This is a genomic window from Aggregatilinea sp. (assembly GCF_036822615.1).
Classification (GTDB): Bacteria; Chloroflexota; Anaerolineae; order Aggregatilineales; family Aggregatilineaceae; genus Aggregatilinea.
This window is the reverse complement of sequence record NZ_DAISHJ010000039.1, coordinates 15,783-36,455: the sequence shown is the minus strand read 5'-3', so window position 1 is coordinate 36,455 and position 20,673 is coordinate 15,783. Positions and strand designations below refer to the sequence as shown.

The 20,673-nt window shown below is 63.0% G+C and carries 20 protein-coding genes; 11 read left to right on the top strand and 9 right to left on the bottom strand.

All coding sequences use genetic code 11. From position 1 onward, the window contains the following. Positions 1–208 precede the first annotated feature (208 nt). The 3 genes from V7116_RS13025 to V7116_RS13015 form a co-directional block, all read right to left on the bottom strand. Positions 209–1,264 carry an SH3 domain-containing protein gene (locus tag V7116_RS13025; RefSeq protein WP_324392369.1) on the bottom strand — a complete coding sequence of 352 codons (1,056 nt, stop codon included), beginning with the start codon at positions 1,262–1,264 and terminating at the stop codon, positions 209–211. A 415-nt stretch (positions 1,265–1,679) separates the two neighbouring features. Further along, on the bottom strand, positions 1,680–1,892 hold the full coding sequence (locus V7116_RS13020) for a hypothetical protein (protein WP_324392368.1): 213 nt from the start codon (positions 1,890–1,892) through the stop codon (positions 1,680–1,682). 197 nt (positions 1,893–2,089) lie between these two features. Then, positions 2,090–2,587 (bottom strand): DUF456 domain-containing protein, encoded by a 498-nt coding sequence (locus V7116_RS13015; RefSeq protein ID WP_324392367.1) that lies wholly within the window; start codon positions 2,585–2,587, stop codon positions 2,090–2,092. Positions 2,588–3,024: 437 nt separating this feature from the next. Here V7116_RS13015 and V7116_RS13010 point away from each other — a divergent pair, with 437 nt between their 5' ends. Continuing rightward, positions 3,025–4,626 (top strand): hypothetical protein, encoded by a 1,602-nt coding sequence (locus V7116_RS13010; RefSeq protein ID WP_324392366.1) that lies wholly within the window; start codon positions 3,025–3,027, stop codon positions 4,624–4,626. Between the two features lie 310 nt (positions 4,627–4,936). On the opposite strand, the gene V7116_RS13005 is transcribed toward V7116_RS13010, so the two are convergent. Then, positions 4,937–6,259 (bottom strand): hypothetical protein, encoded by a 1,323-nt coding sequence (locus V7116_RS13005; protein ID WP_324392365.1) that lies wholly within the window; start codon positions 6,257–6,259, stop codon positions 4,937–4,939. Between the two features lie 377 nt (positions 6,260–6,636). On the opposite strand from V7116_RS13005, the gene hoxE reads away from it, so the two are divergent. From hoxE to V7116_RS12970, 7 genes are all read left to right on the top strand, one after another. Next, positions 6,637–7,149, top strand: a complete 513-nt coding sequence (gene hoxE, locus V7116_RS13000; protein WP_324392364.1) for a bidirectional hydrogenase complex protein HoxE — start codon at positions 6,637–6,639, stop codon at positions 7,147–7,149. After that, complete coding sequence (gene nuoF / locus V7116_RS12995) at positions 7,149–8,771, top strand: NADH-quinone oxidoreductase subunit NuoF (RefSeq protein ID WP_349258535.1); 1,623 nt, start codon at positions 7,149–7,151, stop codon at positions 8,769–8,771. The genes hoxE and nuoF overlap by 1 nt, the downstream gene beginning before the upstream one ends. Positions 8,772–8,779: 8 nt before the next feature. Next, on the top strand, positions 8,780–9,502 hold the full coding sequence (gene hoxU / locus V7116_RS12990; protein ID WP_324392362.1) for a bidirectional hydrogenase complex protein HoxU: 723 nt from the start codon (positions 8,780–8,782) through the stop codon (positions 9,500–9,502). Beyond that, on the top strand, positions 9,495–10,034 hold the full coding sequence (locus V7116_RS12985; protein WP_324392361.1) for a hypothetical protein: 540 nt from the start codon (positions 9,495–9,497) through the stop codon (positions 10,032–10,034). The genes hoxU and V7116_RS12985 overlap by 8 nt, the downstream gene beginning before the upstream one ends. Positions 10,035–10,045: 11 nt before the next feature. Next, positions 10,046–11,470, top strand: coding sequence for a Ni/Fe hydrogenase subunit alpha (locus V7116_RS12980; protein WP_324392360.1), 1,425 nt, complete (start codon positions 10,046–10,048; stop codon positions 11,468–11,470). Next, positions 11,467–11,937: a hydrogenase maturation protease gene (locus V7116_RS12975; protein ID WP_324392359.1), complete on the top strand. Its 471-nt coding sequence runs from the start codon at positions 11,467–11,469 to the stop codon at positions 11,935–11,937. The genes V7116_RS12980 and V7116_RS12975 overlap by 4 nt, the downstream gene beginning before the upstream one ends. A gap of 614 nt (positions 11,938–12,551) precedes the next feature. Beyond that, on the top strand, positions 12,552–13,640 hold the full coding sequence (locus tag V7116_RS12970; protein WP_324392358.1) for an SH3 domain-containing protein: 1,089 nt from the start codon (positions 12,552–12,554) through the stop codon (positions 13,638–13,640). Positions 13,641–13,846: 206 nt separating this feature from the next. Here V7116_RS12970 and V7116_RS12965 read toward each other — a convergent pair whose 3' ends face one another. Continuing rightward, complete coding sequence (locus V7116_RS12965) at positions 13,847–14,344, bottom strand: DUF4126 family protein (RefSeq protein WP_324392357.1); 498 nt, start codon at positions 14,342–14,344, stop codon at positions 13,847–13,849. Between the two features lie 165 nt (positions 14,345–14,509). Between V7116_RS12965 and V7116_RS12960 the strand changes: the two genes are divergently transcribed. Continuing rightward, a complete protein-coding gene (locus tag V7116_RS12960) occupies positions 14,510–15,292 on the top strand; it encodes an exodeoxyribonuclease III (RefSeq protein WP_324392356.1) in 783 nt (260 codons plus the stop codon). Between the two features lie 322 nt (positions 15,293–15,614). On the opposite strand, the gene V7116_RS12955 is transcribed toward V7116_RS12960, so the two are convergent. Further along, the gene (locus V7116_RS12955) at positions 15,615–16,016 is read right to left on the bottom strand and encodes a PPOX class F420-dependent oxidoreductase (protein WP_324392355.1); all 402 of its coding nucleotides are present in this window, start codon (positions 16,014–16,016) and stop codon (positions 15,615–15,617) included. 2 nt (positions 16,017–16,018) lie between these two features. Beyond that, positions 16,019–16,885: a glutaminyl-peptide cyclotransferase gene (locus V7116_RS12950; RefSeq protein WP_324392354.1), complete on the bottom strand. Its 867-nt coding sequence runs from the start codon at positions 16,883–16,885 to the stop codon at positions 16,019–16,021. Positions 16,886–17,117: 232 nt separating this feature from the next. On the opposite strand from V7116_RS12950, the gene V7116_RS12945 reads away from it, so the two are divergent. Together V7116_RS12945 and V7116_RS12940 are read left to right on the top strand one after the other, a co-directional pair. After that, positions 17,118–17,480, top strand: coding sequence for a response regulator transcription factor (locus tag V7116_RS12945; RefSeq protein ID WP_324392353.1), 363 nt, complete (start codon positions 17,118–17,120; stop codon positions 17,478–17,480). Then, positions 17,464–18,390, top strand: a complete 927-nt coding sequence (locus V7116_RS12940) for a dienelactone hydrolase family protein (RefSeq protein WP_324392352.1) — start codon at positions 17,464–17,466, stop codon at positions 18,388–18,390. The genes V7116_RS12945 and V7116_RS12940 overlap by 17 nt, the downstream gene beginning before the upstream one ends. Positions 18,391–18,596: 206 nt before the next feature. On the opposite strand, the gene V7116_RS12935 is transcribed toward V7116_RS12940, so the two are convergent. Both V7116_RS12935 and V7116_RS12930 read right to left on the bottom strand, forming a co-directional pair. Continuing rightward, a complete protein-coding gene (locus tag V7116_RS12935; RefSeq protein ID WP_324392351.1) occupies positions 18,597–19,358 on the bottom strand; it encodes a MerR family transcriptional regulator in 762 nt (253 codons plus the stop codon). Positions 19,359–19,663: 305 nt separating this feature from the next. Then, complete coding sequence (locus V7116_RS12930; protein WP_324392350.1) at positions 19,664–20,617, bottom strand: hypothetical protein; 954 nt, start codon at positions 20,615–20,617, stop codon at positions 19,664–19,666. Between the last annotated feature and the right edge of the window lie 56 nt (positions 20,618–20,673).

Here is a 20,673-nt window from a genome sequence, read left to right as displayed (position 1 = left end):
CCTGATTTCTCCAGTCTACGACATTTCCACTGTCCGAGAAATCGGGGGAAGGTCAGTTCGGCAGGGGGTGGGTGGGGCGCAGGCAGGGCGGGCGCGGGTAAAGCGGGCAGGGGGCGGCAACGTGTGGGGCGGAAAAGCAAGGTGGGGAATAAAAAAGCGGGACAGGGTGAGCTGTCCCGCCTGGGTGTGCTGTGTGAGGGCGAGGGGGCTAGAAGGTGTACGGCTCCAGCCAGTAGGTGTTGCCCACGCCTTCCATCGTCCAGCCGGTGACCCCGTTGTAGCTCACCAGCCACCAGGCGGTGTTGGGGCCGCAGACCGCGCCGAGCATCACGTAGACGACTGCGCCGCCGGGAACGGACCCGACCCACGCGCCGGACGTACTGGCTTCGGCGCGCAGATTGTTCGGCAGGCCGGGGGTCACACGGGCGTAGCCGCCAATGGTCACCCGCGAGGGCAGGAAGCCGGGGCACTGCACGACGGGCAGGGTCGGGGTGGGGCCGGGGGTCGCTACGTCGCCGGTGTTGCCGTTCCAGGTGACGGGCGCATATTGGCCGTTCTGGACGCGGACGTAGTTTCCATTCACCCACCCGATCGTGCCGTTAACATCCAACTGCCACCACGTGCTGAGGCCGGAGCGCCCCACGACCGCATAGGTCTGGCCGCGATAGACGCGGGTGACGATCGCGCCGTTTACGGGGTCCGGGACCGCGCGGACGTTCAGCGCGCCCGTGTTGACCGTGGCGATCGGCTGCGTGTCATAGACCGGCGTGTCGCTGATCGGAGCCCAATTCACGTACAGGTAGGCAAGGCCGGTGCGCTCGCGGTAATCGACCTGAATGTGGTGCGTGCCCGCGCTGATATCCACGTCCGCGGTCAGGATCTGGCCGGGGGCCGGGGTATCGATGGTGTTGATGAGCGGCTGATCCCAGTTGTTGTAGTCCAGACGGATGCTGATCTCGTCGTCGGCCTGGACCGAGAAGCGATAGCGACCCGCCGGGAAGTAGACGTCCGTGCCAAAGCGGGCGCTGAAGTTATCGGCGGGGATGCCCTCGGCGGGCGATCCGCTGCCCCAGTTCAGCGACAGGTTGTTGACGGTGGTCGCGGCGGACCAGCCGTTGAGATAGATGTTGGTGAAATACTCGGCCTGCCACGTTCCGGCGATTGCCGCCTGAGCATGGGCTGAGGACTGCGAAAATGTCAGCGGCAGCAGACTGCCAAGTATCACGGCGGTGATGAGGAGTATCCTCGTGATGTTGCGCGTCATTGTCGTTCGTCTCCACTCGCACAAGACTGCATAGAACTAGATTGTTCGTTGGTGTGCGATGTTGATCCTGGTTCAGTCTAGGTCCGAACCCCCTGGGGTACATCCGCCTTTGGATGGATCCGGGCGCAGGACCTTCGATGGACGGTCTTTCGCACGTGCCATTCGACATTATTAGTTATATGAGCAATGGCGTTACGGCACTGTGCGCCGGGTAGACGCATGGCGGGCGCGAGTGCGCCGCACAGCCTACGATCCATACGGTGAGGGAGGAGGGAAAATAAAAGCAAAGGCAACCGCGACCTCACCCCCGGCCCCTCTCCAATCTGGGTTGGAGAGGGGAGACAGGCAGGGTGGAGAGTATTCCGGGCAGTGGGGCGAGAAGTTCGGCGGGCGGGAAAGAGCAGGGGTGGTGAAGTCAGTCTTCGGCGGTGCGCAGCAGGGCCAGACCCGCCAGGGCCTGCATGGCCGCGCCCCGGCGCAGCAGCATCCCCGGCCACAGCAAGAAGAAGCCCGCGACGTATGAGATGGGCGACGGCAGGCGGCGGTTCAAGACGCGCAAAAAGCGTTTGCCTAAGACGGTGGTTGCGACGCCGTCCAGCAGGACGACCATTGCCAGTCCTTTTTTCATGGTGTTCCCTCCCTCAGTGTGCCAATCCCAGTATGGAAACGCTGCGCTTCTGCGGCGGTGTGTTCCGTATGGAGATTATAGGCACGAGGCGGGGTGGAAGGGGAAAGGCGAAAAGCGGACCTCACCCCCGGCCCCTCTCCAATCTGGGTTGGAGAGGGGAGACAGGCAGCGCCCGATGGGGTTTTGTAGGGGAGGGATCAGCCGGTGAGCCACAGGCTCGCCGCGAAGATGGCGAGGATCAGCACGCTGGCCGCCATCTCGAGGGCCGCGCCGATGATGTACAGTTTGAACGCCAGCCGCCCCGCGTTGAGCGCCTCGCTCAGTTGGCCGATCCGCATGAACTCGAACAGCAGCGCGCCCAGCACCATGCCGATCACCGTGCCCAGCAGCGGGATCGGGATAAAGATCGTGCCGATGATGCCGCCCAGGATGCTGCCGATCGTCGCCAGACACGATCCGCCCTCGGCCTTGAAGCCCAACGCCGGGGTCCAAAATTCCGTGGTCGATCCGGCCACCATCACCAGCGTCATCAGCGCCACGGTGAGGTAGGGCGTCCGGTCGAAGCCGTCGATCACGGCGAAGATCACGCCGATCGCCCAGACGAGGAGCGGCCCGGGCAAAAAGGGCACGATCGAAAGCAGCACGCCGCCGCCCATCAGGACCAGCGCGGCGATCATCAAAACCGTATCAGACACGGCCCCTCACAGTCGTTATGCGGTGATGCGATCATTCCGATGCTGATTTGTACGTTTACCGGCACGACTCTGTTTCAACGATTTCTTTTCCGGCATGCGTGCCCAGATTGTAAAACGGATGGGGTGGGATGCCCCGCCAGGGTGGGGGGATCGGGCGGATCATTTATTATGTTGCGCGAAAACTGCCGCTTAGGGCCGACGGGCGCGAGGGCGCGCTCGCGGGGCGGCGGGGCGGGTTGGGACGAAAAACGCAACATAATCGATATTATGATGCGTGCCGGGTGGGCGACGTTCGTGCAGGGCAATTCGTGAACTGCCCTACGGGCGAGGGGACGAAGGGCCAACCTTGTAATTTACCCGCAACGGGATACTCTATCGGGTTATCAGAATCAGCGTCTGGTGGGTGGGACCCCCTGCATACCTTCAAGGCAAATTCAATGCGTGTTCGCTCAGTTGTTGGCTCAAAAGTCCTCTATGTAGGGCTGGCTCTGCTCGTCGTTGCGATCCCTGCTGCCGTCACGTTTTTGATGCTCGACCAATATATCGGCGTCAGCCTGGACCAGTTTATGCCGTGGGTGAACGACGAGGCGTCGCTGTGGCACCAGGCGCTGACGTTCAGCCACCACGGGTTCACGGGCGGCGGGTATTACACCCTGTACGAGCTTCCGGCCAAAGCGAGCTTCACGCATTATTATGCCTGGGGACCGTTCTACCCGATGCTGCAGGGGATCTTCGCGCGGATCTTCGGCTGGGAACTGTATTCGGGCGTGATCTTCAACATCATGCTGCTGACGGGCGCGATCGCGTTTTTCGTGTATGCGGCGCGGCCCACTCTCGTCCAACTGCTGCTGATGGGCGTGCTGCTGGCGACGTTCTGGACGATGCTGGTGTATATCCCCACCGGGATGCAGGAGAGCTTCCAATCCGCCGCGGCGATCGTGCTGGCGGCGATGTTCTACCGGCTGATCAAGGAGGGTCCGGCGCTGCCGCGAGCGTGGCAGTGGGCGCTGGGCATCACGATTTTGTGCATCTCGCTGATCCGGGGCACGTGGGTGCTGGCGTTTTTCCCGTATTTCCTGCTGCTGTCCGAACACAGCTGGCGCGGGTATCTCTACGCGTTCGTGAAAGCGCTGGTGCTGAGCGCCGGGGCGTTCGCGTTTTACAGCTACATCAGCTCCGAGCTGCCGTACCGGTTCACCGACCAGCTTTTCGATGCGGTGGCGGCGGCGTCCGGCCTGGGCGACAAGATCAACGCCGCGCTCGATATGTTCGGGGATCGGCTCGAACTGAACCGGCGACTGTACCAGGAAGATATGCCGTCCTTCGACTGGCTTCTGATCGGCGTGGTGATGTGGCTGGAATATTTCGTGCTGCTGATCGGGGTGGCGATCTGGCTCGGCGTGCGGGCGACGCGCGCTTACCGCGCCCGGCAGCCGTTCCGGGTGGGCGAGAGCATCCCGCGCGAGATTTTGTTCCACGGGCTGAACCTGCTGCTGCTGTTGATCCTGCTGGTGCTGCTGTATCAGGTCGATTTCCGCATGGGCGTCGCGGCGCTGCTGCTGTCGCTTCTGGTGATGCTGATGTCGCGGCACTATTGGGTGGTCGTGACGGTGATCCTGGTCAATTTGCTGGTGACGCCCTATTTTTCGAACACGTATAAGGTGTACGTGCAGGGGCGGTTTTTCCCCTACAGGCCGTACGTCGAGCAGGTGGACGCGCTGGTCAACCCGTACGTGGAATTCGACGACGACGCCCCGACCGGATGGTGCAATACGCTGCTGATCCCGGTGGAAATTTACAGCTGGCCGGTGACGGTCGTGCCGGAGGGAATCGGCGTGAGCATGTACTATACGCTCGACGATCTGCCGCTGCCCGCCAAGTCAAAGTACCTCGTGCTGACCGACAGCGGCGCGCAGCGGATCGGTGAAACGCAGTCGCTGGAAAAGCTCAGCACGCAGGCGATGGGGCTGTTTACGGAGCCGATCGGGCTGTATGTCAATCACGATGCCGGGTGCGAGGGGCAGGGCGGCAGCGATTAGCGGTTAGCTGAGAGCAAAGGCAAAGGCATCCGTCGGTGGTCAGGGGGCAGTAAAAGCAAGGGCAAAGGCAAAGGCGACCTCACCCCCGGCCCCTCTCCAATCAAGTTGGAGAGGGGAAACAGGCAGGGCGGTGAAACGGTTTGACAGGATGTTGTAGGGGCGTATGTGATACGTCCCTTTTTGTTGCCCGGACCCTGTTCGTTCATGACGCCAGAATGTCGGAGCCGTGCGAGCGGGGCAATTCGTGAATTGCCCCTACGGGCCTGGAGAGATGACGGTAGAGAAAGGCCGGGTAGGGCAAGCCCTACCCCTACGGGGGGTTGGGCGTCGTGGGGGGCGGGTCGTCGTAATAGCCGCCGGAGGGCAAGTTCGTGTAGCCAGTATTTAGCACAGCCCCGCGCAGCTCGAACAGCGCCCCGCTGACCAAGTGCAGCCCAAACACGGCGAGCACGACAACCGTCCGCACGCGGGTCCAGGCGTCGCGCCCGAAGATTGTGGGGCGGTTGCGCCGGATCAGGAAGCGCATCGCGGCCACGAACCAGATAAAGAGCGTGATTTCGGCGCTCCAGATGAAGTTTCCGTCCCCGGTCCGGTCGCCCCCCTCGGCCAGCAGGTACGCGTAACTCGCCCCGAATACCGCCGCCACCGCCGAGAGCGTGAAAAAGCGGTCTTTGAACGTCTCCGGAAAGAACAGGACATAGACCAACGCCGGGAAGGCGATCGACAGCAGGAACAGGCCCGAAATGTTGTGATCGTTGGAGAGCCACACCATCACTTTAAACGGCGCGAACTCGATCGAGGACTCGCTGAGCGAATCGCTCGTGGAGCCGCCGCCATAGGTGAAAACGTACTGCCACGCCAGCAGGATCACGCCGGGCAGGGCGAGGCCCAGGATCAGCGCGCGCCAGGGCAGCCGCTCGCGCCGGATCAGCCGCCAGAGCGACAGCATCCCCACGGCGGGCAGCAGGCAAAGCAGGTAGCTGGGCTTGGCGAGGGTCGAGAGCACGATCAGCAGGGCGGACAGGGCCGTGTCGCGGGCGAGGCCGGGACGTTCGGGATCGCTGAACGTGATGCGGGTCGCCAGCCACGCGGTTGGCAGGGCGAGCGGCACGAGCGCCAGCAGGGTCGGGTTGTGGAACGCGTTCAGGCCGATGTACCCCAGGTAAAACTGGCCGTCGGGCCAAGTGGGCACGGTGATCGCGGTGACGATCACCAGCATGAACGCGATCCCGGCCAGGGCCAGCCCGCCGCGCAAGGTGAGCGGACGGGGCAGGGCGCGCGAGATCAGCCAGAAGACCGCCAGCGCCCCGGCGATGCGCAGCGTCACGATGGAGACCATCGCCAGATCGTACTCGCTCAGGCCGGGCAGGATCACGCTGAGCAGGATCACATAGAGGTGATAGAGAAAGTGCGGCAGCTCGATGCTGAGCTGATCTTTCATTTCCAGCGCGGTTCCGACGTGATAGCCATAGTCGAAGTTGCCGTAGGTGAACATGCGCCACGCGGTATAGCCGCTGGTCAGCCCGACCAGCAGGGCGAGGGCTAGCTCCGACACCACTTCGACCCGGTGCGCGCGCATCCAGGCGATCCATGACCGGGAGGCGGGGGCCGCCTCCGGCTGTGAGATGCTCATTTCGGTTCCCATTGTCGTCCGCTGTTCGTCGTTTGGATTCACCGTCCGACAGTGTACCACCGGCATTCTCAAAACTCGATAGTGGGCGCGGAGCGATCCGGGTTCGGCGGGGAAAGAACGGGGCGTATTGCAATACGCCCCTACGGAGGCCGGTGAGGTGTCGAAGGGAGGGGCGGAAAGAGCAGGGCCGGTACGGTGGGAAAGGGTGGGAAGGGCAGGGTGGGGTGGGGAGGATATATGCTAAACAGTAGGCCAACTTGTGAAATCAATCACTTTAAGGGCCGGGCGGTTCGGCCCATAATTACAGTGGCCGATCCCCCAAATGTTGTCCGGCAATTTTGGGGGGCTAAAAAACAGTACCGTTGAAAGGGGAAACTATGCAGAAGCCCGTTAAGCTCCCTTCTGACGATAAGCGGTGGCGGGTGGTCGAAGCGACCATGCGCCGCAATGGCTATCGCCCTGATGCCCTCATTGAAACCCTTCATACCGTTCAGGAATCCTTTGGTTACTTAGACAATGACGCTTTGATGTTCGTTTCGCAGGCGCTGCGCGTCTCGCCCAGTCAGGTGTTCGGCGTCGCCACGTTCTACCACTTCTTCAACCTCAAGCCCCAGGGCGAACACACGTGCGCGGTCTGCCTGGGCACGGCGTGCTACATCAAGGGCGCGAACAAGATCATCGAGGCGATCGAAGAAGAATACGGGATCAAGTCCGGCGAGACCACGCCCGACGACCGGCTGTCTTTGCTGACGGTGCGGTGCGTGGGCGCGTGCGGTCTGGCCCCTGCCGTCGTATTCGATAACAACGTGCTGGGCAACGAGTCGCCCGATGGGATGCTCGAAACCATCCGGGAGCGCCTGGCGGAAGTTCCTGAGGGTGCTGCGCAATGATGACCTATGACGAACTCGCGGAGCTGGCGGCAGAATCGCGCGAAAAGCAGCAGCAGTACAAATACTGCCTGCGCGTGTGCATGGCGGCAGGCTGCCTGTCGCAGCACAGCGACAGCATCAAAGCCGCGCTCGAAGACGAAGTAAAAGCCCAAGGCCGCGACCACGAAATCCAGATCAAGGGCGTGGGCTGCCTGGGGCTGTGCGCCGCCGGGCCGCTGGTGGCCGTGGAGCCGGATAACGTGCTGTACGAAAAGGTGCAGGCGGAAGATGCTCCGGCCCTGATCGCCAGCATCGGCAAAGAGCCGATCAGCGAACTGCGCTGCGACGAAAAGATGCCGTTCTTCTCGCGGCAGACCAAGATCGTGCTCGAAAATTCGGGCGTGATCGACCCCGAAAGCCTGGAAGATTACCTCAACGCGGACGGCTATAAGGGCCTGTACCGCGTGCTGACCGAGATGTCGCCCTCGGAAGTGATCGACGAGATCATGGAGAGCGGGCTGCGCGGTCGCGGCGGCGCGGGCTACCCGACCGGCCTGAAGTGGGCCACGGTCGCCAAAGCTTCGGGCGACGTCAAGTACGTGATCTGCAACGGCGACGAGGGCGACCCCGGCGCGTTCATGGATCGCAGCGTGCTCGAAAGCGACCCGTACCGCATTCTGGAAGGCATGACCATCGCGGGTTACGCGGTCGGCTCCAACCGGGGCTACGTATACGTGCGCGCCGAGTATCCGCTGGCGATTGACCGGCTGAAACTGGCGCTGCGTCAGGCCAAGCGTAACAACCTGCTGGGCGAAAATATCCTCGGCACGGGTTTCGATTTCAACCTTGAGATCCGGCTTGGGGCAGGGGCCTACGTGTGCGGCGAAGAAACCGCGCTGATGGGATCGATCGAAGGGCATCGCGGCACGCCGCGCCCGCGCCCGCCGTATCCGGCGGACCACGGCCTGTGGGGCCAGCCGACGCTGATCAACAACGTCGAGACGTACGCCAACATCGCGCCGATCATCCGTAACGGCAGCGCGTGGTTCTCAAGCATCGGGACCGAGAGCAGCAAGGGCACGAAGGTGTTCGCGCTGGCAGGGCAGGTCAAAAACACGGGGTTGATCGAGGTGCCCATGGGTATATCACTACGCGAAATCGTGGAAGTGATCGGCGGCGGGACCACCGGCAGCGGCGAATTCAAGGCCGTGCAGACGGGCGGCCCGACCGGCGGGTGTATCCCGGCGGAATACCTCGACGTGCCCGTGGACTACAGCTCGCTGACGCGCCTGGGCTCGATCATGGGGTCCGGCGGCATGATCATCATGGACAAAACCTCGTCGATGGTGGACGTGGCGAAGTACTTCATGGAGTTCTGCAAGAGCGAGTCGTGCGGGAAGTGCATCCCGTGCCGCGTGGGTACGGCGCAGATGTACGGCCTGCTCGACAAAATCTCGAAGGGTCAGGCGACGATGGCCGACCTCGACCTGTTGGAGCAGCTCTGCGATCTGGTGCGCAACGCCAGCCTGTGCGGCCTGGGCGGGTCCGCGCCGAACCCGATCATGAGCACGCTGAAGTACTTCCGCAGCGAATACCTGGAAAAGATTATCGACGCCCCGGTCCTTGAACCGGCAGCGGAGTGAGGTGAGCCATGGCCGTACGCTCTCGCGTAAAGACCCTCAAGATTGACGGGCGCGACGTCAGCGCCAACGAAGACGAGACGATCCTGGAGATCGCCCGCGAAAACAACATATTCATCCCGACGCTGTGCCAGCTCGACGGACTGTCTGTGCCGGGCGCGTGCCGGTTGTGCCTGGTGGAGATCGCCGGGTGGAAGCGGCTGGTGCCCGCGTGCGCGACGCACGTCGAAGAAGGCATGGAAGTATTCACCGACACCGAGCGGCTGCGGGACTATCGTAAGATGATCCTGGAGCTGCTGTTCTCTGAAGGTAACCACGTCTGCGCCGTGTGCGTCTCGAACGGCCACTGCGAGCTGCAAGCGCTGGCGCAGCGGCTGGGTATGGACCACGTGCGCTACCCGAATTTGCAGCCGGTCCGCATGGTCGATATGACGCACGAGCGCTTCGTGGTGGACCGCAACCGCTGCATTTTGTGCACGCGCTGCGTGCGCGTCTGCGACGAGATCGAAGGCGCGCATACCTGGGACGTGCGCGGGCGCGGCATCGACGCGCGCGTGATCACCGATCTGGCGACGCCGTGGGGCGATTCGACGACGTGCACGAGCTGCGGCAAGTGCGTCAATGTCTGCCCGGTGGGCGCGCTGGTCGAAAAGGGCCGCCCGGTGGGCGAGATGGTCAAGCGGCGTGAGTTCCTGCCGTACCTGTTCAACATGCGGGAGGTCAAGAGTGAGTAACAACAAAGTCACGGTCGCAACCGTATGGCTGGACGGGTGCTCGGGCTGCCATATGTCGCTGATCGACATGGACGAGCGCTTGATCGCGCTGGCGAGCCAGATCGACGTCGTTTACAGCCCGCTGGTTGATAACAAAACCTATCCTGAGATGGTCGACGTCGCGCTGGTCGAAGGCGCCATCAGCAGCGACGAAGACCTGCACAAGATCAAGATGATCCGCGAGCATACGAAGATCCTGGTCGCGCTGGGCGACTGCGCCGTCGCGGGCAACGTGCCGTCGATGCGCAACCCGTTCTCCGTGAAGGACATCATGGACCGGGCTTACATCGAAAACGTGAACGTGCAGCCGCAGTGGCCGGATCAGATCGTGCCCAAGCTGCTGCCCGTCGTCCGCCCGATTCACGAAGTCGTCAAGGTCGATGTGTTCGTGCAGGGCTGCCCGCCCTCGGCTGACACGATCTACTACGTCCTGTCCGAGCTGTTGGCAGGCCGTCAACCCGTCCTCAACACGATGACGCGGCCCGGCGCTTAGGAGAACACATCATGACCCAACAGATTGTGATCGATCCGATCACCCGGATCGAAGGCCACTCGAAAATTACGATCCAGCTCGACGATAACGGGCGGGTCGAGGATGCATGCTTTACCGTGACGCAGTATCGCGGCTTCGAGAAGTTCATCGAAGGCCGCCCGTACTACGAAATGCCGTCTCTGATGGGCCGCATCTGCGGGATCTGCACCATCAGCCACGAGCTGGCCTCGGCCAAGGCGTGCGACACGATCATGGCGATCCGCCTGCCGGAAGCGGCGCACATGCTGCGCACCGTGCTCAATCTGGCGTCGATCGTGCAGTCGCACGCGCTGAGCTTCTTCTACCTGTCGTCGCCGGACTTTTTGCTGGGCATGGAGTCCGACCCGGCGAAGCGCAACGTGTTCGGGCTGGCCGAAAAGCACCCGGAGATCGTGCGCGACGGCGTGCGGCTGCGTAAGTTCGGGCAGGAGATCATCGAGTGGATGGCGGGCAAGCGCCTGCATCCGACCTGGATCGTGCCCGGCGGCGTCGCCAGCCCGCTCGACGAGGAAACGCGCGACCGCATTTTGAGCACCATCCCCGAAGCGTACGCCATTCTGCGCCGCAACCTGGACTGGTTCAAGCGCTCGATGTCGCAGTACAGCGAGGAGATCCGCACCTTCGGCAACTTCCCGACCCTGTTCATGGGGCTGGTGAACAAGCAGGGCGGCCTGGAGATGTATCACGGCATGCTGCGCGTCATGGATGAGCGCGGCCACATCATCGAGAAGGGCTTCGACCCGCTGGATTACACCGACTACATCGGGGAAGCCGTCGAGCCGTGGACCTTCATGAAGTTCCCGTACTTCAAGTCGATGGGCTATCCCAAGGGGATCTACCGCGTCGGCCCGCTGGCCCGCCTGAACATCGTGGACATCTGCGGCACGCCGATGGCGGACCAGGAATACGCGGAATTCCGCCAGTTGGATCGCAACGTGGTGCTCAGCTCGTTCTACTATCACTACGCCCGCCTGATCGAATGCCTGTGGGCCGTGGAACGCATCGAAGCGCTGCTGCGCTCGCCGGAAATCCTCAGCCCGCGCGTCCGCGCCAACGCGACGCCCAACAGCGAGCGCGGGATCGGCGTGGTGGAAGCGCCGCGTGGCACGTTGATCCACGACTATGAGGTGGACGAGCAGGGCCGCATCACGCGCGCGAATATGATCGTCTCGACCACGCACAATAATCTGGCGATGAACCGGGCCGTGCAGCAGGTCGCGCATCGCTACGTGGACGGCAGCAACCTGACCGAAGGCATGCTCAACCGCGTGGAAGCCGTGATCCGCACCTTCGACCCGTGCCTGAGCTGCTCGACGCACGCGCAGGGCGAACTGGCGCTGCACGTCGAGCTGCGCGGCGCGCACGGCGAACTGCTTGACGAGGCGATCCGCGGGTGATTTCCGATTCCACGCCCTGCGACGATGTGGTGATTATTGGCTACGGCAACACCCTGCGCGGGGATGATGGCCTGGGCTGGATCGCGGCGGAATTTCTGGCCGGGGTGATCCAGCCCTGCCAGGCGTGGGTGATCACCTGTCACCAGCTCACCATCGATCTGGCCGAAGCGCTGAGCAAATCGACGCTGGCGATCCTGATCGACGCGTGCGTGGGGGCCGAACCGGGCCTGATCACGTGCGACGACATCCAGCCGGGGCGGAACGACGCCCCATCGCTGCACCACCACATGCCGCCCGAAAGCCTGCTGGCATGTACGGAAGCGTTATACGGGCGCGCGCCGCGCACGGTTTTGATTACCGTCACGGGGGAATCGTTTGAGTTCGGCAGCGACCTGTCGCCCGCCGTCAAAGCGGCCCTGCCGGTGGTGATCAAACACGTGAAAAGCCTGCTGCCGGACGCAGTATAAGGCCGCGCGCTTTCCTCCAAGCCCCTGCATCAAACGGGCGGTGCAGGGGCTTTTTTTGTGCTTCAAAAACAGTGGTCAGTCGTTAGTAGACAGTTGTTAGTAAAAGCAAACGCGACCTCACCCCCGGCCCCTCTCCAATCAAGTTGGAGAGGGGAGAAAAGCGGGGCGACGGCGGTTTTGTAGGGGCGGGTTTGTAACCCGCCCTGGTTTAAACCGGGTAGGAGTTGGGGGCGAGGGCAGGGCGAGTTCGGCGGCGGAAAACGGGGCGTATCGCAATACGCCCCTACGGTGCCGGTAGCGGGTGTTATAGGTGGGGCAATTCATGAATTGCCCCTACGGGCTTTAAGGCGAGCCGGTGCGCGCGGGCGGAGGCAGGTGGGGGTGCCTGATGCGGACCGGGCGCGCGTGGGCCGGATATTACAGAAATTCGTCGCGTTTTCCCCTCGCAGATTACAGCCATCCGACCGTAAGCTGACGCTTAGATGACGACTTGCCTGCTATCAACGAGCGCCTTATCACCTCCCCATTGAGTTCAGACAGGTTTTACCCTAGACTGTGAGTAACAAGCCAGATAAGGCAAAGCCAAATGGGTTACAGCATCCAGGAGAACCACCATGTTGAAGCTAGCGTCACTTAGCACGCGTGTCGTGGTGGCTGTGGTCATCGTCGCGGCCCTCATGGCCGGCATCGCGCCGCTTGGCAAAGCGTCCGCGCAAACAGGCACGGCCACCGTGACGTGTGTGGCCGAAGACGTTCACAGCTCACCCGATATCTATGCCTCAAAGGTCGCCGTGCTCTACCAGAGCCAGACGGTATCGACCGGCGGCACGACCTCCGCGCAGGGCACGAACTGGACCGCCGTGTACGTGTCCGGTGCGAGCGGGTGGGTGCGATCGATCTGCCTCCAGGCGACGAGCGCCCAACCGAGCAGCCCCTCCACGCCCTCGACCGGGGCGTATGGCGTGGTCACGACCGGTGCGCTGAACATTCGCAGCGGCCCAGGCGCGCAGTATTCTTCGATCTTCGCCGTGTACCGGGGGGCGGTGCTGTATTTCGCCGGGACGCGCAGCGCGGACGGGCGATGGGTGAAAGTGTCGCTGGATAACGGCGTCGTGGGCTGGGTGAACGTGGGCTATCTCAGCACGGGTTACCCGTACTGGAATCTCCCGGTCGAAGGCGGGCAGGTCCCGACACCGACCACGGTTCCGCCGGGCGCTTACGCGACCGTGACGACCGGCGCGCTGAACGTGCGCAGCGGTCCGGGCTGGTGGTACGCCAAGGTGACCTCGGTCTATCGCGGCACGACGGCCAGCCTGCTGTCGCGCAACTCGGACGGCTCGTGGGTCAAGATCTCGCTGTCGGGCGGGCAGACCGGCTGGGTCAACGCGGGCTACATCACCGCGACGGTGGGGATTCTGTCGCTGCCGGTGGAATCGGTGACGACCACGCCGACGACAACCTACCCGACGTATCCCACCTATCCGACGTACCCGACTTATCCAACCTACACCTACCCGACGTATCCGACGTACACGTACCCGACCACTTCAACGACCTGCCGGGCCTATCACACCGTCGCGCCGGGCGAAAACCTGTTCCGTATCTCGCTGGCGTACAACGTCTCGCTGTATACGCTGGCCTCGGTGAACGGCATCTACGACACCTCGCGGGTGTACGCCGGGCAGCAGATCTGCATTCCGTAGGGGGGACAGGCAGGGGTTAGCGAGTAGCTGAAAGTCAAAAGCAAGGGCAAAGGCAACCTCACCCCCGGCCCCTCTCCAACTTGATTGGAGAGGGGAGACAGGCAGGGTGGGGGCGGGGCAGCAGAAACAACAAAAACAGGGGCGCAGCCGGTGAGGTGCGCCCCTGTTTTGATGTCATGAGAAGCACGGCGGGGAGGGATTGCCGGTTAATCGCGATCGCGGCGGTAGACCGGCTGGCGCTGCACGTTGTACGCCGCCGCCAGGATGATCCCATCTTCCATCAGCGCGACCGCCGGATCCGGCAGGCGGGAGTTGTCCGCGATGGTCTTGCGCAGGTTCATCATCACGAACGACGAAACCACCGCCGACAGTCCGCCCAGCACGGCCCCGACTTCGCGGCGCTCGTGGCGGGCCGCGCTCAGCGCGACGCCGGACAGCGCCCCGGACAGGGTGCGGCCTATCAGAGAAGGCGGATCGGTCCGGTTGGGCGTAAAGGGCAGCTTATCCCCGATCAGCTCGCCCAGGGCCGACAGCCACAGAAACTTCGTGAGGCGGGGGCTGCTGAACGCCCGCGCAGGCTGGGGCAGCAGGAAACGCACGAAAAACCGGGACAGGTACGTATTGACCAGGGCGGGCGCAGACGCGGCACGCATCCCGGCGACCCAGCCAATCCCGGCGATTTGAAGCATCAGCTTTCGATTCATCGCATCCAATCTCTTTTCATTAGCAGTACAAGTACACTCCGACAGCCATAGCCGCGAGAGGATCGGATCGGTTATGCTAGAGCGTGTGCTTTCGATGCGCAGACGGCTTTTCGCGGGTAGGCCATAGTACGAATTGTCGCAAAGTGCCGGACAGGGGACAACCGCATGCAGTTAAGACTCTTCTCGTGGAACGTGAACGGCATCCGGGCTGCCTATAAAAAAGGCTTCCTTGAGTGGCTGGATCAGACCTCACCGGATGTGCTGTGCCTGCAAGAGACCAAAGCCTCGCTCGACCAGTTGGAACCGGCACTGTGCGACCCGGCGGGCTACCACACCTATTGGGCGTCCGCGACCCGCAAGGGCTACAGCGGGGTGGCGCTGTACACCAAGCGCGAGCCGCTGAGCATCGAGCTGGGGCTGGGCATCCCCGACTATGACGACGAGGGCCGCACCATCGTCGCGGATTACGGCGATTTTGTGCTGCTGACGGCTTACTTCCCCAACGGCGGGCGCGATCTGGCGCGCGTACCGTTCAAGATGGCGTACAAAGAGGCGTTTCTGACCTATATCAACACGCTGCGCGCGGCGGGGCGTCCGGTCATTTTCTGCGGGGACGTGAACACCGCCCACCGCGAGATCGATCTGGCGAATCCGAAGGGCAACGTAAAGCACACGGGGTTTCTGCCCGAAGAACGCGCGTGGATCGACAAAATCGTAGAGCAGGGTTACGTAGACGTGTATCGCAGCCTGTATCCCGATCAGACCGGGGCGTATACGTGGTGGCCGTTCTGGGGCGGCGCGCGCGATCGCAACGTGGGCTGGCGGATCGATTATTTTTTCGCCACGCCCGATTTGCAGGATCGCATCGTCGCGGCGGACATTCACAACGACGTGCCGGGATCGGATCACTGCCCGATCAGTATGACGATCGAGGTGGAGGCGGAGTAGCAGGGAAAAGCAAAGGCAGCGGTTGGCGGTTAGCGGAGAGGCAAAAGCAAGGGCAAAGGCAAAAGCATACCTCACCCCCGGCCCCTCTCCAATCAAGTTGGAGAGGGGAGACAGGCAGGGTGGATCGGCGGCGGTGGGCGTGGTCCGGCAGGCGAAAGACGGGGCGTATGGCAATACGTCGCGGAAGGGGCGAGAGAGCGGCGGGGGCGGAAAAAGCAGGGCGGGTTAGAAACCCGCCCCTACAAAAACCCGGTTGGCGGGACGGATAAAAAAACGAGAGGGTGGGGAGTGTGTGACCCCGCCCTCTGTGTCGCCTGCGGTCTTACACCGGGCGGATTTCCAGAAACGTGTTTTCCCCTTCGGCCTTGCGGCGCAGAACCACCCGCAGAACGCTCATGAGGCCCTTTTCCAGCCGGTATTTACGGCTCAAGGCCCGCTCCGCGAGGGATTCCTCGTCCGGGGGCAAAATGCGCGCCTTGCCGGGCACAGGGTGGCCGAGCAGCTTGCCGTTGGGCTTGCACGGCGCGACGGTCACGATCGGGTCGCGGCGGATGCGCTTGACCTTGCCCGACGTGCTGCTGGTCGTCACGTACAGCCTGCCGTCCTGCTCCGCGAACCAGACCGGCGTCACGACCGGGACCCCGCCCCGCCGGAACGTCGTCAGGCTCATGTATTTGTGCCCCTTGAGCGCGTCGAACAGATCGGTGGGCGGCTCGGACGCCATACTTACTGCGCCTCAGTCGCGGCGGCGGTCGCCTCGGCGGACGGCGCGGCTTCGGCCTGATCCACGAAGCGCACTTCGTACATGTGGGGCCAGTTCTTCCCCGTGATCAGGAACGTGTCCGTGTCGGGGTTATAGGCGATGCCGTTCAGCACGTCTCCCGAACCGAGCTGGGCGCGTTCGTCCGCCGTCAGCAGGGCGGTCGTATCCACGACGCCGGTGATCACGCCGTTCGATTTGTCGATGCGGATGATGTAATCGGTCTTCCACAGGTTCGCCCAGATCGAATCCCCGACGCATTCCAGCTCATTGATGTTGGCGACCGGCTGGCCCTGGATGCTCACAAGGCCGGAGAACACCGGGTCGAAGGTTTCCGGGTCGCGCAGGGTGATAAAGGACGTGCCGTCGCTCTGGTAGAGGTAGGCGCCGTCGTAGCACAGGCCCCAGCCCTCGCCCTCGTAGCTAAAGGTGTCCACCTGCTCGAAGGTGTCGATGTCGTACACGAACGCCGTATTTTCCTGCCACGTGAGCTGGATCAGGTGGTCACCGACCTGCGCCAACCCTTCCGCGAAATACTCCTCAGGGATGTCGATCGACTTGAGCACTTCGCCCGTTTCGGGATCGACCTGGCGCAGCGTGGACTCGCCATAGAGGCCTGCGCTTTCGTACATCATGCCGTCGGACGAGAAGATCAGCCCCTCGGTGAAGGCGGTCGTGCTGTGATCGCGCACGGAGATGACTTCGGGCACGAGCAGCGGGACATCGTCCGTGATCGGGTTGTGGCTCTGGGCCTCGGTCGCGTGGGGGGCGGCCCCAAACACCAGGATCAGGACGAATGCAGCCGCGGCCAGAGAGTAGAGAATTCGTTTCATGTGGCGGTCCTTATCTGGAAAAGAGATAACGCTGCGGATTTTCTCAAAGTATAGCGCGTTCGGGCGGGCTGTCGCGCGGGTGGAATGTCTCTTATTCGGGAATCGTGATAGAGTACCCTTCGATCGGTTGTGTCCAATCCTGGGCTTACATGGTCGCTGCTTCGGGGTAGAAGGGGAAGGGGATACACCACACGATCAAGTCGTGCCAAGTGGGGCAGTAAGGCGGGATCCCATGAAAACACTTTTATTGATCGAAGACGAAGAATCACTGCGCGCCAGCTTAAAAAAGATGCTGACCTTTGAAGACTACAACGTCATCGTTGCGGAAGACGGCCCCTCCGGCGTGGCCCATGCGCGCCAACACCTCCCCGACCTGATCCTGTGCGATATCATGCTGCCCGGCCTGGACGGGTTCGGCGTGGCGGAAGCCCTGCACGGCGACCCGATCACCGCCACTATTCCGCTGATTTTCCTGACGGCCAAAGCCGAAAAAGAAGCGATCCAGCGCGGCATGGAGCTTGGCGTCAGCGCGTACGTCACGAAACCTTTTACTCTGAACGAAATACTGGACGTGATTAATGCCCACCTCCCATGAACTCCCGACCGCTGCCGCACAGCGTGCGGCCCTGTACGCCCTGCTGGGCGACCTGCCGCCCCGCGACCGCCCCATTTCCGCCGAGATCACCGGCAGGCAGGCACACGGTGACGCATGGCTCGAACGGCTGGTGCTCGACCTCAACGGGCTGGAGCCGGTCCCGGCCTATTTCATGTATCCGCAGGATGCGTCCGGTCCTCTGCCGGTGGTGATCTACAACCACGCGCACGGCGGGGCGTACGAGATCGGCAAACAAGAATTGATCGCGCCGAGACCGTACCTGCAAACGCCGCCCTATGGAGAGGCGCTGGTGCAGCAGGGCTACGCCGTGCTGTGCATCGATCATTGGTGCTTCGGCGAGCGCCACGACCTTTCGGAGCTGGAACAGTTCAAGCTGATGCTGTGGCAGGGCCAGGTGCTGTGGGGCATGATGGTCTACGACAGCCTGCGCGCGGTGGATTACCTGCACACCCGCCCCGACGTCGATCCGGGCCGGATCGCCACGCTGGGCATGTCGATGGGCAGCAGCATGGCGTGGTGGCTGGCCGCGCTCGATCCGCGCGTGAAGGTGTGCGTGGACCTGTGCTGCCTGACCGATCCGCAGGCGCTGATCGAAGCGCGCGGGCTAAACGGGCACAACGTGTACTACTACGTGCCGGGGCTGCTGAAGCACTTCACGACGTCCACAATCAACGCGCTGATCGCGCCGAGGCCGCATCTGGGGCTGGAAGGCAACCAGGACGCGCTGACGCCCGCCGTGGGCCTGGACCGCATCGACGCGGCGCTGCGGGCGGTTTACGCCGAGGTGGGCGCGCAGGAGGCGTGGCGGATGAACCGGTACGAGTCCGGGCACGTTGAGGTGCCGGAGATGCGGGCAGCGGCGCTCGCGTGGCTGGCGCGGTGGCTGTGAGGGGGCAGCGGGTAGCCGTTAGCAGTTAGCGATTAGCTGAGAAGCAAGAGCAAAAAGCGGACCTCACCCCCAGCCCTCTCCAATCAAGTTGGAGAGGGGAGACAAGCAGGGTTCGAGGATGGTGTAGGGGCGTATTGCGAGACGCCCCGCAGAGTTCCCGGCACGAGCATGGTCAGGAGCGGGGTGCAAGACGTCCTGACCCCGATTTATTCCGGGCGGTCCTGGCAGTACACCTGGATCGCGTCGCGCAGAAACGCGGCGAGATCGGGGTGTATGCGCCGGAACGTCTCGATGAAGTCGGGATGCTCGTTGTAGAGATCCCCCAGGCCGAGCAGGATCTCGGTCGTCGGCTCGTAGAAGTAGCGCAGGTGCTGGTGCCAACGTGCGATGCCCGCCTGCGCCTGGGCGCTGGCCGGACCGGACGGCATGGCGGCCACCAGATCGCGGTAAATCGCCCCGCCCTCGTCCTTGATCCAGCGCTTGTCGGCGTCGGTGTAGCTGCCCCAGCGCCGCCGCGATTCCTTCAGTTCCTTGTCGCCGTACCGCTGCTCGATCTCCCGCTCGTAGTCCGGCTGCTTTTCTTCACTCCATACGGTGAACAGTTCCTTATCGTCCATTTCTAGGGTTCCTTTCATCGACTCGATCGTGTGCTCGACCGTCTCGATCAACTGGTCCAGGCGGCGCTGGCGCTCGCGCAGGGCGCGGCGGTGATGTTCCAGCGCTCGCACCAGATCGAAATCCGGCTGATCCAACACGGCGCGGATCTCGTCCAGGCTCAGGCCCAGCTCGCGCAGAAATAGAATCTGCTGCAAGCGTAGCACCGCCGGGCGCTTGTAGATCCGGTAGCCGTTGGCCGGGCTGCGTTCGGGCCGCAGCAGCCCGATCTCGTCGTAGTAGTGCAGCGTCCGGGCGCTGACTCCGGCCAGCAGGGCGAGTTGTTTGACGGTATAGCGCGTATCCTTCATCATGGTTGCCAGTCTAAACTATGACGTAACGTGAAGGTCAAGGTTTTCATTGTAGCGCGGCAGAAGCGGCGGGCAGTGGGGAGCTGAGAGCTAAAGGCAAGGGCAAAAGCAGACCTCACTCCCGGCCCCTCTCCAACTTGATGTATAGACTGGAGACCGGGGGATCAGGGTGCGGGTTGTGGAATGGCCCCCCATCCCCTGGCCCCTTCCCCCACGCAAGCGGAGGGAAGGGAAAACCGACCCGTGCAACAGGCCGGGGAAACAAAAAACCGGGCCAAGCGGCCCGGTGGAAAATCGTGTGGGAGGGGTTATTTCAACTGCGGGTAGGCTTTCAGCATCTCGTCGATCTGGCGCTGGAGGTCCACCACCTGTTTGATGGCGCTGAACGTCCCCATCGACTTCGCGCCCTTTTGCGCCTGGAGCGCGGACAGGTTGGCCTGAGCCTGATGGTGCGCCTGCTGAAGCTCGTCAAGCTGGGAGCGTAGCGTTTCCAGATCGACGGGCGGCGTATCGGACACGGCCTCGCCCGCCGGTTCGGTATGTTTCGGCTCCGGCGGCTGCGCGGCTTTGGGCTGGGCGTTGTGATTACTCTTCGGCGCGGCATGCTTCTTTTTGGCCCCCGGTTTGGGCTTCTTGCCCGCCTTAGCGGGAGGCTTCGGCGTCGTCCCCTGCTGCGCGGCCTTCTCGGCTTCCGCCGCGGCCAGCTCGGCGTCGCGCTTCTTCTTGTCGCGGCGGCGAGGGAAGATCGCCCCCTGCGAGTCGTACGACATGCGTCCGCGCGCCAGATAGAAAAACACGCCGCCCTGCGTGCGCCGCCGGGTCCCGTCGAGCACCATCAGGCCGCCCGAGGCTTCCATTTCCAGCGCGTCGGCCAAAATCGCCCGCGCAAACCCGCTGCTGCATACCCGCACCAGCCGCAAAATCTGGCGACAGGGGGCTTCTTCCGTCTCGCCCAGCGCCTCCGCGACTTCTTTCGCCGCGTCTTTTTGTTCCTGGGTGGCTTTGGGCAGCGGATAGTTCGGTTTGGCCGGGCTGACCGCGATGTGACGGCCCCCGACGTCCTGCCCGTTTAGCTGATCCGTGATCTCCTGGCTGGAGGCCTCGGTCTGGATCTTCACCACCGCCGCGCCGTTGGGCTTTTCGGTTTTGGGATGAACAACAATCTTGGATTCGAGGATCGTCCCTACCGGCGCAAAAATACCTTGAACCATTTCATCGTTGATGTCCGGCCCCAGATTTGCGACGTAAAACGTGTGTTCCATCGGTCGCTCCCGCGTTCCATTACAAACGTGCCAGTTGCGCGCCGGACGGCTCTACA

Coding starts and splice junctions, on each gene's coding strand:
- V7116_RS13005 (WP_324392365.1), bottom strand. CDS start 6,259: ATGAGCATCTCACAGCCGGAGGCGGCCCCCGCCTCCCGGTCATGGATC.
- V7116_RS12950 (WP_324392354.1), bottom strand. CDS start 16,885: ATGAAACGAATTCTCTACTCTCTGGCCGCGGCTGCATTCGTCCTGATC.
- V7116_RS12930 (WP_324392350.1), bottom strand. CDS start 20,617: ATGGAACACACGTTTTACGTCGCAAATCTGGGGCCGGACATCAACGAT.
- V7116_RS13025 (WP_324392369.1), bottom strand. CDS start 1,264: ATGACGCGCAACATCACGAGGATACTCCTCATCACCGCCGTGATACTT.
- hoxE (WP_324392364.1), top strand. CDS start 6,637: ATGCAGAAGCCCGTTAAGCTCCCTTCTGACGATAAGCGGTGGCGGGTG.
- hoxU (WP_324392362.1), top strand. CDS start 8,780: ATGGCCGTACGCTCTCGCGTAAAGACCCTCAAGATTGACGGGCGCGAC.
- V7116_RS12980 (WP_324392360.1), top strand. CDS start 10,046: ATGACCCAACAGATTGTGATCGATCCGATCACCCGGATCGAAGGCCAC.
- V7116_RS12940 (WP_324392352.1), top strand. CDS start 17,464: ATGCCCACCTCCCATGAACTCCCGACCGCTGCCGCACAGCGTGCGGCC.
- V7116_RS12970 (WP_324392358.1), top strand. CDS start 12,552: ATGTTGAAGCTAGCGTCACTTAGCACGCGTGTCGTGGTGGCTGTGGTC.
- V7116_RS13010 (WP_324392366.1), top strand. CDS start 3,025: ATGCGTGTTCGCTCAGTTGTTGGCTCAAAAGTCCTCTATGTAGGGCTG.
- V7116_RS12960 (WP_324392356.1), top strand. CDS start 14,510: ATGCAGTTAAGACTCTTCTCGTGGAACGTGAACGGCATCCGGGCTGCC.
- nuoF (WP_349258535.1), top strand. CDS start 7,149: ATGACCTATGACGAACTCGCGGAGCTGGCGGCAGAATCGCGCGAAAAG.
- V7116_RS13020 (WP_324392368.1), bottom strand. CDS start 1,892: ATGAAAAAAGGACTGGCAATGGTCGTCCTGCTGGACGGCGTCGCAACC.
- V7116_RS12945 (WP_324392353.1), top strand. CDS start 17,118: ATGAAAACACTTTTATTGATCGAAGACGAAGAATCACTGCGCGCCAGC.
- V7116_RS12955 (WP_324392355.1), bottom strand. CDS start 16,016: ATGGCGTCCGAGCCGCCCACCGATCTGTTCGACGCGCTCAAGGGGCAC.
- V7116_RS12935 (WP_324392351.1), bottom strand. CDS start 19,358: ATGATGAAGGATACGCGCTATACCGTCAAACAACTCGCCCTGCTGGCC.
- V7116_RS12965 (WP_324392357.1), bottom strand. CDS start 14,344: ATGAATCGAAAGCTGATGCTTCAAATCGCCGGGATTGGCTGGGTCGCC.